This window comes from Sediminibacterium sp. KACHI17, assembly GCF_040362915.1.
Taxonomy (GTDB): domain Bacteria; phylum Bacteroidota; class Bacteroidia; order Chitinophagales; family Chitinophagaceae; genus Sediminibacterium.
Genome location: NZ_AP029612.1, coordinates 2,562,720 through 2,576,180 on the forward strand (window position 1 = coordinate 2,562,720; position 13,461 = coordinate 2,576,180).

Annotated in this window: 11 protein-coding genes; 6 read left to right on the forward strand and 5 right to left on the reverse strand. The window is 41.2% G+C overall.

Annotation, left to right across the window (positions count from 1 at the left end; genetic code table 11):
• Positions 1–106: 106 nt before the first annotated feature.
• The 4 genes from ABXG83_RS11420 (at position 107) to ABXG83_RS11435 (ending at position 5,327) form a co-directional block, all read left to right on the forward strand.
• Positions 107–544: a VOC family protein gene (locus ABXG83_RS11420; RefSeq protein ID WP_353548996.1), complete on the forward strand. Its 438-nt coding sequence runs from the start codon at positions 107–109 to the stop codon at positions 542–544.
• A gap of 130 nt (positions 545–674) precedes the next feature.
• Positions 675–2,687 carry a (E)-4-hydroxy-3-methylbut-2-enyl-diphosphate synthase gene (ispG, locus tag ABXG83_RS11425; protein WP_353548997.1) on the forward strand — a complete coding sequence of 671 codons (2,013 nt, stop codon included), beginning with the start codon at positions 675–677 and terminating at the stop codon, positions 2,685–2,687.
• A gap of 69 nt (positions 2,688–2,756) precedes the next feature.
• On the forward strand, positions 2,757–4,352 hold the full coding sequence (gene nadB / locus ABXG83_RS11430) for an L-aspartate oxidase (RefSeq protein WP_353548998.1): 1,596 nt from the start codon (positions 2,757–2,759) through the stop codon (positions 4,350–4,352).
• Between the two features lie 93 nt (positions 4,353–4,445).
• Complete coding sequence (locus tag ABXG83_RS11435) at positions 4,446–5,327, forward strand: lysophospholipid acyltransferase family protein (RefSeq protein ID WP_353548999.1); 882 nt, start codon at positions 4,446–4,448, stop codon at positions 5,325–5,327.
• 51 nt (positions 5,328–5,378) lie between these two features.
• Here the strand turns inward: ABXG83_RS11435 and ABXG83_RS11440 are convergent, their stop codons facing one another.
• The 4 genes from ABXG83_RS11440 to ABXG83_RS11455 all read right to left on the reverse strand — a co-directional run bounded on the left by ABXG83_RS11440 (position 5,379) and on the right by ABXG83_RS11455 (position 8,628).
• Positions 5,379–6,794, reverse strand: a complete 1,416-nt coding sequence (locus tag ABXG83_RS11440; protein WP_353549000.1) for a rhodanese-like domain-containing protein — start codon at positions 6,792–6,794, stop codon at positions 5,379–5,381.
• A gap of 86 nt (positions 6,795–6,880) precedes the next feature.
• The gene (locus ABXG83_RS11445; protein WP_353549001.1) at positions 6,881–7,216 is read right to left on the reverse strand and encodes a metalloregulator ArsR/SmtB family transcription factor; all 336 of its coding nucleotides are present in this window, start codon (positions 7,214–7,216) and stop codon (positions 6,881–6,883) included.
• A gap of 105 nt (positions 7,217–7,321) precedes the next feature.
• A complete protein-coding gene (gene tsaB / locus ABXG83_RS11450) occupies positions 7,322–8,008 on the reverse strand; it encodes a tRNA (adenosine(37)-N6)-threonylcarbamoyltransferase complex dimerization subunit type 1 TsaB (RefSeq protein ID WP_353549002.1) in 687 nt (228 codons plus the stop codon).
• Positions 8,005–8,628: a 3-hydroxyacyl-CoA dehydrogenase family protein gene (locus tag ABXG83_RS11455; protein ID WP_353549003.1), complete on the reverse strand. Its 624-nt coding sequence runs from the start codon at positions 8,626–8,628 to the stop codon at positions 8,005–8,007. The genes tsaB and ABXG83_RS11455 overlap by 4 nt, the downstream gene beginning before the upstream one ends.
• A 65-nt stretch (positions 8,629–8,693) precedes the next feature.
• On the opposite strand from ABXG83_RS11455, the gene ABXG83_RS11460 reads away from it, so the two are divergent.
• Positions 8,694–9,080, forward strand: a complete 387-nt coding sequence (locus tag ABXG83_RS11460) for a RidA family protein (RefSeq protein WP_353549004.1) — start codon at positions 8,694–8,696, stop codon at positions 9,078–9,080.
• Here ABXG83_RS11460 and ABXG83_RS11465 read toward each other — a convergent pair.
• On the reverse strand, positions 9,075–10,016 hold the full coding sequence (locus ABXG83_RS11465) for an aldose 1-epimerase (RefSeq protein WP_353549005.1): 942 nt from the start codon (positions 10,014–10,016) through the stop codon (positions 9,075–9,077). The genes ABXG83_RS11460 and ABXG83_RS11465 overlap by 6 nt on opposite strands.
• Before the next feature lie 96 nt (positions 10,017–10,112).
• Between ABXG83_RS11465 and ABXG83_RS11470 the strand changes: the two genes are divergently transcribed.
• Positions 10,113–13,457, forward strand: a complete 3,345-nt coding sequence (locus ABXG83_RS11470; RefSeq protein WP_353549006.1) for a methylmalonyl-CoA mutase family protein — start codon at positions 10,113–10,115, stop codon at positions 13,455–13,457.
• Positions 13,458–13,461: the final 4 nt, after the last annotated feature.

Sequence of the window (13,461 nt, forward strand, 5' to 3'; positions counted from 1 at the left end):
TAATGATAATGAAAGGGTATTATAAGACACTACAAAAAGTTAAAAGCTTTTGTATATTTATCAAGCAGCAATGCATACCCTAGCTATTTACCCTTAAAACAATCGTATGCCCCAAATCAATCCCCACATTAACTTCAATGGTAATGCCGAAGAAGCTTTCAACTTTTACAAATCTGTGTTTGGAGGAGAGTTCGCAAAAGTGATGCGTTTCAAAGACCTTGCTAGTGACGAATTTCCAGTGGCTGCGCATGAAGCCAATAAGATCATGCACATTGCCTTACCCATCGGTAACAATGTGTTGATGGCAAATGATGTTCCTGAAATACTAGGGCGTACCAATGAAAACGAGAACCGCAGTAAGATTGCCATCAGTGCATCCAGTAAGGAAGAAGCCGATCATCTATTTAATGGCCTTTCAGCAGGAGGACAAATCGAAATGCCTATTTCGGAGAGTCCCTGGGGTTCATATTTCGGTATGTTCAGAGATAAATATGGTATTGAGTGGATGATTGATTATGATGCCAATTACAAAGGGAAGATATAAGTTGTGAGCTTAATGTCAGGACGAAGAGATATTGAGAAATTCGAAAAAGGGTGAACAAGTCCCAAACCCTATCCGTTTTAAACACCAAGTCAGGTGATTTCACGTTAAATTTGTACCTCATATCTCATTTATGCAAGCATACTGCCATTCCCTTACACAGTATAAAAGATTGAAGACCAGAGAAGTGCGTATTGGTGATCTTTTACTGGGTAATTTCCATCCGATACGCCTACAAACCATGACCACCACTGATACAATGGATACCATGGCTACAGTGGAGCAAAGCATCCGTTGTATTGAAGCGGGGGCAGAATTGGTACGTATTACGGCTCCCAGTAAAAAAGAAGCGGAGAATTTACTGAATATCAAAAATGAACTCCGCAAAAGAGGATATCATACACCATTGGTTGCCGATATTCATTTTACACCCAATGCTGCAGAAATTGCTGCACGAATCGTGGAGAAAGTGCGTGTGAATCCGGGTAACTATGTCGATAAAAAGAAGTTCGAACTCATTGAATATACGGATGCGGATTATGCAGAAGAGATCGAACGTATCCAGGAAAAATTTACACCACTCGTACGTATCTGTAAAGAACATGGTACAGCTATGCGTATCGGTACCAATCATGGTTCTCTCAGTGATCGCATCATGAGTCGCTATGGCGATACACCCATGGGTATGGTAGAAAGTGCAATGGAGTTTTTGCGTATTGCCCGCTATGAAAGTTTTCACAACATTGTATTGAGCATGAAAGCCAGTAACCCACAAGTAATGGTACAGGCTTATCGTTTGTTGATCCAACAAATGGATGCTGAATTTGGTGAATGTTATCCGCTTCATTTGGGCGTAACAGAAGCGGGAGATGGTGAAGATGGTCGTGTGAAAAGTGCTGCAGGTATCGGCACCTTACTGGAAGATGGTATTGGTGATACCGTTCGTGTGAGTTTGACAGAAGATCCTGAATTTGAAATTCCGGTTTGTCGTGATCTGGTGAAACGTTATACCGCATCTACAAGACAAACACAACATATTCCTGCCATTGAAAAGATCACTTATGATCCCTTCAATTATCAGCGCAGAGAAAGTTTTGAAGTAAGTAATATCGGCGGAAAACAAGTACCGGTGGTCATCGCAGACCTTAGTAAGCTGGATACACTCACACCTGAAAAGCTCAGTGCTGTGGGTTATACATATGATGCAGCTACAGACAAGTGGAATATCAGTGACATGGCTGCTGATTATATTTTTACGGGAGACCAGGTTCCAAACTTTGCATTACCCGGTACATTGAAAGTGATCGTTGATAGTGCTACCTGGAAAAATGCAACTGATCATGACAAATATTTTCCCATTGATGATGTGAGAAATTATCTCAATGGAACTACTAAAAGTGATAAGCTGAATTTTGTGATGCTGGATTGTTACAATGACGGCACACTGGCAAGTCAAGAGGAATTGCAACAACTGGCTGCAGATAAAACCGTAGTGCTTTGTTTGAGCAGTACCAATGATCATGCTATGCCTTCTGTGCGTAGAGCGTTTGTGGAGTTGATGCAGCAGCAAGTGAAAAATCCGATGATACTGATCGTTGATAGCAATTGGCAAACAACCGATGAACACCTCATTCATTATGCAACAGAAGCGGGTGCATTATTGCTCGACGGTTTTGGTGATGGAGTTTGTTTTGGTATGTCTGTGAACAGTTACCTGAAACAATCGGAAGCAGGTAATGCTGATACCAGTGGCAGAAATTATATCACCAATACATCAGTAGAACAGTTCATCAACAGTACGGCCTTCAGTATTCTGCAAGCCACCCGAACACGTATTTCCAAGACAGAATATATTTCTTGTCCAAGTTGCGGAAGAACATTGTTTGATCTGCAAGAGACCACAGCAAAGATCCGCTCTGTAACAAATCATTTAAAAGGTGTGAAGATCGCTATCATGGGATGTATTGTAAACGGTCCGGGTGAAATGGCCGATGCCGATTTCGGATATGTTGGAAGTGGTGTAGGTAAGATCACTTTGTACAAGGGAAAAGAAGTAGTGAAGCGAAATGTAGACAGTGAAGTAGCGGTGGATGAGCTGATCAATTTATTAAAAGAAAATGATGCGTGGGTTGAGCCTGCGTCATAAAACATGATTATTTAAATAGCACGGACTCAAGCCCATAGCTATTTAAATAATCATGGAAGGGGATATTTTATGCAAACAGACTTTCTCGTTATCGGTTCAGGTATTGCAGGGCTTACGTATGCATTGAAGACGGCGCGTCATTTTCCGGATAAAAAAGTGACGGTCATCACCAAAACACAAGCCGATGAAACCAATACCAAATATGCCCAAGGAGGCATTGCCGGTGTATGGGATGAAAATCGCGATAGTTACGAAAAACATATTGAAGACACATTGATCGCTGGAGATGGCTTGTGTAATGAATCTATAGTTGAGATCGTGGTGAAAGAAGGTCCGGAAAGAATTCGTGAGATCATTTCTTATGGTGCAGAATTTGATAAAGATGAAAAGGGTGATTACAGTTTAGGTAAAGAAGGCGGACATAGTGAGAACAGGATCTTGCATCACAAAGATGTGACCGGACAAGAAATGGAGCGTGCATTACTGGATGAGATGGCACGTGTAACCAATATTGAATTGATCAACCATTGTTTTGTTGTTGATATTCTTACACAACATCATCTTGGTTTCCTGGTAACCAAATCAACCACCGATATTACTTGTTATGGTGTGTATGTACTCAATTTGAATACAAATCGTATTGAGAAGATATTATCCAAGATCACACTATTGGCAACGGGTGGTTGTGGACAAGCCTATAGAACCACTACCAATCCGAAGATCGCAACCGGAGACGGTATTGCGATGGTATACCGAGCGAAGGGAAGAATTGAAAATATGGAATTCATTCAGTTTCATCCCACTGCATTATATGAACCCGGAACATCGCCTTCTTTTCTGATCACAGAAGCAGTACGTGGGGATGGCGGTATTTTGCGTAACAAACATGGAGAGGCATTCATGGAGCGCTATGATGCCCGCAAAGATCTGGCACCACGTGATATCGTTGCCCGTGCGATCGATAATGAGATGAAACGCACCGGTACTGAATATGTGTATCTGGATTGCCGACATATGGACAAAGAAAAGTTCATCCATCATTTTCCAAATATTTATGAGAAGTGCCGAAGTATGGGAATTGATGTGATGCAACATATGATTCCGGTTGCGCCGGCAGCTCATTATAGTTGTGGTGGAATCAAAACAGATGAATTCGGACGCACTTCCATTCGAAACCTGTATGCTTGTGGAGAGTGTGCCAGCACAGGGTTGCATGGCGCTAATCGATTGGCGAGTAATAGCTTATTAGAAGCCATGGTATTCGGCCATCGCTGTTATCTGGACAGTATCCAAGCAGTAGCAAAGATCGATCTTCAACACAGTATCCCTGATTGGAAAACAACCGGTACCACAGAACCTCGTGAAATGATTTTGATCACGCAAAGCTTGAAAGAATTGCAGCAGATCATGAGTGATTATGTCGGTATCGTAAGAACCGATGTTCGTCTGGAGCGAGCGATGAAACGTTTGGATCTTTTGTATGCAGAAACAGAAGAGCTGTATCGTTCCACCAAAGTTTCTCCACAGTTATGTGAGTTGAGAAATCTCATCACAGTAGGATATCTCATCGTTAAAGGAGCACAGTTCAGAAAAGAAAGCAGAGGATTGCATTATAATACCGATCATCAGGAGAAAAGTGCTTTGTTGCAAAATATTATATTGTGATCTTTGATTTTTTGATCTGTGATTTGATGGTTTGGAAATCAAAAGTCAACACATCATAGATCAAGAAATCACAGATCAAAAAATCAAAGATCCATGTACACTATCGTATCAGGTTTGTTCTACTTACTCTCTCGATTGCCCTGGTGGTTATTGTACCTGATCGGTGATGGTATTTATGTATTGCTTTACTATGTATTTGGATATCGGAAGAAAGTAGTAGCAGCGAATCTGCAGATCGCATTTCCAGAGAAAACAGATGCTGAGCGAAAAGCAATCGAGAAAAAATTCTATCACAATTTTGTAGATACTTTTATTGAAACCATTAAGCTGTTTTCTGTTTCAGAAAAAGAATTCCGAAAGCGCTTTAGCTGTAATATTGAAGTACTCAATGATTTATACGCAGGTGAACAAAACGTTCAAATTATAAGTGGTCATTATTTCAATTGGGAGTATGCGAATCTTGGGGTTTCCTTGGATAGCAAGTTTCCTTTTGTAGCCGTTTACATGCCGTTGAGTAATAAAGTATTTGATCGGCTGATCTACAAATTCAGGAGTCGCTTTGGCACTTTATTAGTACCTGCGAGTGAGTTCAAACAAAATTTTCATCAATATGCCCGAAATCGATATGCATTAGCATTGGTAGCAGATCAGAATCCGGGTAACCCTGCAAAAGCTTATTGGACAAACTTCTTCTCAAAGCCGGCTCCTTTTGCGCGAGGTCCAGAGAAAGGAGCCAAGATGAATAATACGGCCATAGTGTATGCGCATTTCTATAAGGTGAAACGTGGCTACTATCGATTGGATTTTGAATTGATCACTACAAACCCACATAAGTTCGCAGAAGGTGAGCTCACTAAGCTATTGGTGAAAAAGGTGGAAGATTCTGTTCGTAAGACCCCGGATAATTATTTATGGAGTCACAGAAGATGGAAACACAGCAATCAGGCTGAGAAGTATAAGCACCTGATGGTTTAATATATCAGATGGCAGATTTGATTTAAAAAATCTGCCATCTGATATCTGCGATCAATTCAACACTGCTGTTGTTTTCTCGATACTGAATTTGTCTTTTAATTCTTTGATCTGTCCCCAACCACCAAGCACATTTCTAAGATTATGAATGCCTTGTTTCTTCATCAGTGATGCTGCGATCACACTTCTGTAACCGCCGGCACAATGCACATAAATATTATGGTTGTCTTCTAGGTGTGCCATACTACCCGGATCTGTGAGCTCATCTAGCGGAATATTGAGGGCTTCTTTGATGTGTCCGTCAGCGTATTCAGGCACTTTTCGCACATCCACGATCACCAATTGCGGATCGAATGGCATGTCCATCGCCAATTCATCCGCTTCTACATCAATGATCATATCAGTAACTTCTCCACTGTTTTTCCAATGTTCGAATCCGCCTGCCAAATGGCCACCAAAGTTTTCAAAACCTACTCTTGCTAAACGAACAATACTTTCTTTTTCTTTACCCGGCTCAGTTACCAATAAGATCTCTTTATCAAACGGCAATAAACTTCCAGCCCATTCTGCAAAACGTCCTTCTAGACCAATAAAAATGGACCCGGGTACAAATCCTTCCGTGAAAACGGATGCTTTGCGTGTATCTAGTACAACAATATTATCGTCTTTGAGTTTCAGTTTGAAAGCAGGAATATCCAACGCTTGCATTCCTTTTTCCAATACTGCGTTCAGACTCTCATATCCTTCTTTATTGATTTTCGCATTGATCGGAAAATATTGAGGAGGAGCTGCAAGTCCGTCGGTCACTGCTTTGATAAAATCTTCTTTGCTTTGTTGTTGCAGTGCATAGTTCGAAGCTTTTTGTTCACCGATGGTACTGAAAGTCTCGGGACCAAGATTTTTTCCGCAGCTGCTACCTGCACCATGTGCGGGATATACGATCACATCATCAGACAGTGGCATGATCTTGCTTTGTAAACTTTCATACATCATGCCAGCAAGATCTTCCATTGTGATCTCTTTTCCTTTTTGTGCGAGATCAGGTCTGCCTACATCCCCTACAAACAACGTATCTCCTGTGAAAATAGCGTGGTCTTTTCCTGTTGCGTCTTTTAGTAAATAACAACTGCTTTCGAGTGTGTGTCCGGGAGTATGTAATACTTGCAGACTTAAGTCGCCGATATTAAATATCTCACCATCTTTTGCTACATGTACGGGAAAATTAGTGGCAGTTCCCGGACCGTATACGATCGTAGCATCGGTGGCAGCGGCTAAGTCAAGATGTCCGCTAACAAAATCAGCATGAAAATGTGTTTCAAAAATATAACGGATGCTACTGTTTCTTTCTTTCGCAAGTTGTAAATACTCATCAATATCTCTGAGCGGATCAATCACTGCTGCAATGCCGTTACTTTCAATGTAATAAGCTGCTTCACTCAAACAGCCGGTATATAGTTGTTTTACAAACATATTCCTGAGTTTAAGGCAAAGATAGTTCAATGATCAAGCCAGAGAAGCAGATCTCATTGAAAAAGGGCAATATGTCAGCTAAAATATCAGCCTACGAGCGATTCCACAAAACCAACGACCTCTGTCAGGCGTGCGTAGTTTACGGAATAGAAGATGAATTTACCATCACGTGTAGTGCTAACAATACCTGCTCTGCGGAGAATTGCGAGGTGTTGTGAGGCTACAGATTGCTCCAGTCGAAGTTTTACATAAATTTCTGTAACCGTCATTTTTTGATGATCGTCAAGTAATTTGATGATTTGCTGTCGGAGTTTGTGATTGATAGACCTGAGTATCAAAGCAGCTTTCTTAGTGTGAAGAAAATCTACCTTGATCGGTGATTTGCCATTGTTTAGAACAACGGATTGTAATGATTGACTCATGACAATTAAGTTGATGGGGGGTTAACAAACTAAAATTGTGTCAATAAAGATACGAAAATCTTTGTCGATTTATTGTATAAAATTTATATACAACCCGCAGCCACTTTAGTTTTTCGTTTTTCCCGAAGTATCAAAAAAGGCTTTTAAATAAATGGGTTCACTGTAAGCGAGATCCGCAAAGGATTGATCTGCAAAGGGTTTCAAGGCTAGCCGAGCTAAATGGCCAGCATTGTGATGCCCGTTTTTGAACCGCATATGGGCGTGGCTTAAAATTCCCTTTAATTTTTCAGCACCGCTTCCAAAGAACAAAACAGACTGCTTTTCGAGAAGTTCAGAAAAGGAATGTTGATCGAGTATCATCGGCTGTGGTTCCATGATTGTTTGTAGCGATTGATCATACACTGCGGTAAATACTTCCATTCTCCTGGCATCGATCATCGGACAAATTAAAAATGCTTCTGCTGTACTTTCGTTCTCTAAGGCCGCTACTGCCATTACTTCCAGGGTATTGACGATGATCAGTGGTTTATTCAATGTGAAACAAATTCCCTTGGCACTCGCCAAACCTACACGCAATCCGGTATAACTGCCTGGTCCACCGGTAACAGCTACGGCATCTATCTGTGTTAACTGGATACCTGTTCGTTGGACCAGTGTTTGAATAGCAGGTTGTAAAAAAGAAGCATGATTTTTTTGATCGGTACTGATCAGCATATCCAATACATGATCATCTTCACTCAAGCAAACACTGGCCTGTTCAGTGGCGGTATCAATGTTGAGGAAATAACTCATTGTGCATTTGTTTTGGATAATGCTTCTGCTGTTAAAGCGGGAGCCGGTGTATACCTGTCATCTTCTTTTGCCAGTACCTGTAATAAATGAAGAATAGGCTGTATTCCAATGATATCGGACCATTCGAACGGTCCATAGGGATAATTGGTACCTAATTTCATGGCCGTGTCAATATCCTGTTTTGTACTTACTTCATCACCCAATGCAAAGTATGCTTCGTTGATGATCATCGCAATAACTCTTGCAGCGATCATTCCGGGAACATCAGGTACGATTTGATAATTCCATCCAAGTGATGAAAGTATTTGTTCAAATGAACTATTGCCTTTTGCAGGAACTACTTCCAGAACCGGACGTTCCAAAAAACTATTCCATGCATTGATACGGATATAATTATCAGGTAAGGAATCAGTAGTAGACAATACTGCATTGACAAAAACGGGAGCTGTGGTGATCTCGGGAAAGGCAGCACCTTCTGTTTCAAAGCATAGATCAAACCAGGCATCGGCATGAGCGGGTAAGATATCTACTCCTTTACGGTAAATGGTGACCGTATCCGGGATGGATTTGGAGAGAAAAACAGCAGCTTGTTGCGGACTCGCATTCAACACTATTTGCATCCTGCAAATTTAGGTTGGCAGGTTGATAGAAATACAGCAATTTGCCAATCACTAAAGAAGTTATTATGTCTAAACAAATCATTAAAACCGATAAGGCACCAGCGCCCATCGGTCCTTACAGTCAGGCGGTGAAAGCCAATGGTATGGTGTTTTTGAGTGGTCAGGTTGCTTTTGATCCTGTATCAGGAGAGCTGCGTACTGGGGATCTGCAGACAGAAACCCATCAGGTCATGAAAAATCTGGCAGCGGTGATGGAAGAAGCACATATCACTTTTGAACATGTAGTGAAGACCAGTATTTTTTTGAGTGATATGGCACATTTTGCGCAGGTGAATGAAGTGTATGGATCTTACTTCAATGGAGATTACCCGGCACGTGAAACAGTAGCGGTAAAGCAATTACCGCGTGGCGTGAATGTAGAGATCAGTATGATCGCTGTTGTAGATCTATAATGCCTCCACCTGATAACTTGTACTAAAAGAAACAGGTTTATTGGGTAACAGGTACAGCAGTCCCAATCCGTTATTAAATGCATTTGGTGCAGCGCTGAGGTTTTCAATCGCTACACTTTTCCGATGCGATGGTGTATAAATTTGCAGGTAAGGATAGTTCATCAATGGTTTGATCACTATTCTTACCTGTTTATTTTTTAAAGCACAATAGCCTTGCTCTGTAGTTGGTAGTATGAATGAATTATCCAGAAAAACAGATCGTAAAGAATGACCTTTTAAAAAACGGTCATCCGATTCTTCTTTCCCCGTAGGTATCAATGCCTCATCAAAGACCAATCTTCTGCTACTATTGAATTTCAGCTCACACTCATCTACAGGAGTACCTACTGTAAAATACGGATGCCAGCCATCACTAAAAGGAATCGCTTTTGCACTATGGTTCAGCGCTGTGGTCGTAACCGTTAAACTGTTACCGGATGTCAGCTCCCATCTGACCAGCAGTGTATAATTAAAAGGATACCCTTTAAAATGACCTTTATATTGATGTTCCAGTTCCACACTGGCAGTTGCTTCATCTGCAGCCGTATTTTTTAGCGTGTATACTGCATCATATAAAAATCCATGCAATGCATGATCACCCAGATAAAAACTATCCAAAGTATAAGTATGATCATCAAAATGATAGCAGCCATTTTGCAGTCTGCAGGCAAAGGGGCTCATCTTCGCACTTTTAAAAGCATCTGTGATGTGCGTGATCGCATCTTCGGGGTCATTGAATCCATCCACTACATTTAAAGGGCCATTTGCAGTTTGTACTCGGAAAGCGTTCAATAAGCCGCCGAATGCAAAAATTTCAGCCTCAGTACCTGTGGTGGTATCGGATAAATGAATGGTCAGTTGACTTCCTTCTCCTGATGTAAGAATCGAAAATGGCATATTGATATTTATGTAAACTTACCCCTCAAAAAACTAACGATTGTTAACCATTCGGCATAAAACTGCTAAATTTGCACCTCAGTGAAAAGTAAGGATATGTCGTACCAACCCCAGCACAAAATCAGAATTGTTACTGCTGCCAGTTTATTTGACGGACATGATGCTGCCATTAACATCATGCGTCGGATTTTACAGTCAAAAGGAGCAGAGATCATTCATCTTGGACATAACAGAAGTGTGGCTGAGATCGTGGAGTGTGCTATTGAAGAAGATGCCCAAGGCATTGCCATTACCAGCTATCAGGGCGGACATGTGGAGTTTTTTAAATACATGCGTGATCTGTTGGATCAAAATGGCTGTGGCCATATCAAAATATTCGGCGGTGGTGGTGGAACCATTCTCCCCGAAGAGATCCGTGAACTACACAATTATGGTATCACCAGAATTTATAGTCCGGATGACGGAAGAAAAATGGGATTAGAGGGTATGATCGAAGACGTGATCCGTCAATGTGATTTTAACTTGAATGGAACAGGTGTCTATCAAAAACCGATGACACTTGGTGAGGTGAAAGATATCAGAACCATTGCACGAAAGATTACCAACGCAGAAAATGGAGTTCAAGCTGATCAAGAGAAAGCCAATGCAGTAGCACCTGTATTAGGTATTACCGGTACGGGTGGTGCAGGTAAGAGTTCAGTGACCGATGAGATCGTAAGAAGATACCTGCAGTTGTTTGAAGACAAAACGATCGCCGTTATCTCTGTAGATCCTTCTAAGAAAAAAACAGGAGGTGCTTTATTGGGAGACCGGATTCGTATGAATGCCATATCACATCCCAGAGCTTACATGCGTAGTTTAGCAACGCGTGATGATAATACAGCTTTGAGTGCGCACGTCCAGGATGCGATCGATATCTGTAAAAATGCAGGATTTGATTTTATCATTCTGGAATCAGCAGGTGTAGGACAAAGCGATGCATCGATCCTGGATTTCTGTGATGTGAGTTTGTATGTTATGACGCCGGAATATGGTGCAGCTTCTCAATTAGAGAAGATCAATATGTTGGATTATGCTGATGTGGTTTGTATCAATAAGTTTGATAAAGCAGGCGCATTGGATGCATTACATGATGTACGTAAACAATACAAGCGTAATCATAACTTATGGACGGCGAAGGATGAAGACCTGCCTGTTGTGGGAACCATCGCAGCACAATTCAATGACGCAGGTGTAAATGAGCTGTTTGAAAAGCTGATGCTGACCATCGAGCAAAAAACAAAAGTATCGTTTGGGAATTTCTCCAAAGAAGGACATACAAAAGAGACCACAACCAAATCTCAGATCATTCCGCCAAAACGTGTTCGTTACCTGGCAGAGATCGCAGAAAATAATCGCGGATATGATCAGTGGGTAAATGAACAAGTAACGATCGCAAGTAAGCTGTATCAGATCAATGGAGCGATGGAGTCTGTGAGTGGAGAAGTAGCTGCAGGATTATTGGAAGTAAAAAAATCTTTTGAGAAAAAATTACATACTGAGTGTCAGCAATTGATTGAACAATGGCCGGCATTGGTTCAGCAGTATGCAGCTGATTTCTTTGAATATAAAGTAAGGGATAAGATCATTCGTCAGCCACTCACTACCACTTCATTAAGCAATACCAGAATACCTAAAGTAGTATTACCTAAATACAAAGACTGGGGTGATATCTTACGCTGGCAATTACAGGAAAATGTACCGGGTACATTTCCATATACGGCTGGTGTATTTGAATTAAAAAGACAAGGAGAAGATCCTACCAGAATGTTTGCAGGTGAAGGTGGTCCGGAAAGAACAAATAAACGTTTCCATTACGTATCACTTGGACAGCCGGCCATTCGTTTGTCTACAGCATTTGACAGTGTGACACTATATGGAGAAGATCCTGCTGTACGTCCGGATATTTATGGTAAGATCGGTAATAGTGGTGTGAGTATTGCAACAGTAGATGATGCTAAAAAACTTTACAGTGGTTTTGATCTCTGTGACCCAAAGACATCTGTAAGTATGACGATCAATGGTCCTGCACCGATCTTATTGGCATTTTTCATGAATGCAGCGATCGATCAGTTATGTGAAAAGTACATTGATGCGAATGGTATGTGGGCACAGGTAGATAAAGCCTTTGCTGAAAAATACAAGCAAGTAACCAAGCCTGTTTATTATAACCCATCTTCACCGGAAAGATTGCCGGAAGGAAATAACGGATTAGGTCTTCGTCTTTTAGGATTGAGTGGTGATGAAGTATTGCCGGCAGAGGTATACGCAAAAATCAAAGCCGAAGCATTATCACAAGTGAGAGGAACGGTGCAGGCAGATATTTTAAAAGAAGACCAGGCACAAAACACTTGTATCTTCTCTACAGAGTTTGCTTTGAAATTAATGGGAGATGTGCAAGCATATTTCATTGATCAGAAAGTGAGAAATTTTTATAGTGTAAGTATTAGTGGTTATCATATTGCGGAAGCAGGCGCTAATCCGATTACACAGCTGGCTTTCACATTGGCGAATGGCTTTACTTATGTAGAGTACTACTTGAGTCGGGGAATGCATATCGATGATTTCGCCCCGAACTTATCTTTCTTCTTTAGCAATGGGATGGATCCTGAATACAGTGTGATCGGTCGTGTAGCAAGACGTATTTGGGCCAAAGCGATGAAGAATAAATACAAGGGTAATGATCGCTCACAAAAACTAAAGTATCATATCCAAACAAGTGGAAGAAGTCTGCATGCACAGGAGATCGACTTCAACGATATCAGAACCACATTGCAGGCATTGTATGCGATCTATGACAACTGTAATAGCCTTCATACCAATGCTTATGATGAAGCCATCACTACCCCTACAGAAGAGAGTGTGAGAAGGGCCATGGCCATTCAGTTGATCATTAACCGAGAATTGGGCAGTGCAAAAACAGAGAACTTCACACAAGGAAGTTTTGCCATCGAAGAGCTGACCGATCTGGTGGAAGAAGCGGTATTGATTGAGTTTGAGCGCATCAGTGAACGTGGTGGTGTATTGGGAGCGATGGAAAGAATGTATCAGCGTAATAAGATACAGGAAGAAAGTTTGCATTATGAAACACTGAAACATACCGGTGAGTTACCATTGATCGGTGTCAATACCTTCTTGAATAAAAAAGGAAGCCCGACCGTATTACCCGGAGAAGTGATCCGTTCTACAACAGAAGAAAAAGAACAACAGATCCAAAACCTCCATGCTTTCTGGAAAAGAAATGAAGGAAAATCAGCAGCAGCATTGGCACAACTGAAACAAACAGCGATTCAGAATGGTAATCTGTTTGAGGCTTTGATGGAAACAGTGAAATATTGTTCATTGGGTCAGATCACACATGCATTGTATGAAGTGGGTGGACAATACAGAAGGAATATGTAATACA

Excerpts from the sequence above, each read along its gene's own strand:
- ABXG83_RS11420 (WP_353548996.1), top strand. The coding sequence starts at position 107 with ATGCCCCAAATCAATCCCCACATTAACTTCAATGGTAATGCCGAAGAA.
- ispG (WP_353548997.1), top strand. The coding sequence starts at position 675 with ATGCAAGCATACTGCCATTCCCTTACACAGTATAAAAGATTGAAGACC.
- nadB (WP_353548998.1), top strand. The coding sequence starts at position 2,757 with ATGCAAACAGACTTTCTCGTTATCGGTTCAGGTATTGCAGGGCTTACG.
- ABXG83_RS11435 (WP_353548999.1), top strand. The coding sequence starts at position 4,446 with ATGTACACTATCGTATCAGGTTTGTTCTACTTACTCTCTCGATTGCCC.
- ABXG83_RS11440 (WP_353549000.1), bottom strand. The coding sequence starts at position 6,794 with ATGTTTGTAAAACAACTATATACCGGCTGTTTGAGTGAAGCAGCTTAT.
- ABXG83_RS11445 (WP_353549001.1), bottom strand. The coding sequence starts at position 7,216 with ATGAGTCAATCATTACAATCCGTTGTTCTAAACAATGGCAAATCACCG.
- tsaB (WP_353549002.1), bottom strand. The coding sequence starts at position 8,008 with ATGAGTTATTTCCTCAACATTGATACCGCCACTGAACAGGCCAGTGTT.
- ABXG83_RS11455 (WP_353549003.1), bottom strand. The coding sequence starts at position 8,628 with ATGCAAATAGTGTTGAATGCGAGTCCGCAACAAGCTGCTGTTTTTCTC.
- ABXG83_RS11460 (WP_353549004.1), top strand. The coding sequence starts at position 8,694 with ATGTCTAAACAAATCATTAAAACCGATAAGGCACCAGCGCCCATCGGT.
- ABXG83_RS11465 (WP_353549005.1), bottom strand. The coding sequence starts at position 10,016 with ATGCCATTTTCGATTCTTACATCAGGAGAAGGAAGTCAACTGACCATT.
- ABXG83_RS11470 (WP_353549006.1), top strand. The coding sequence starts at position 10,113 with ATGTCGTACCAACCCCAGCACAAAATCAGAATTGTTACTGCTGCCAGT.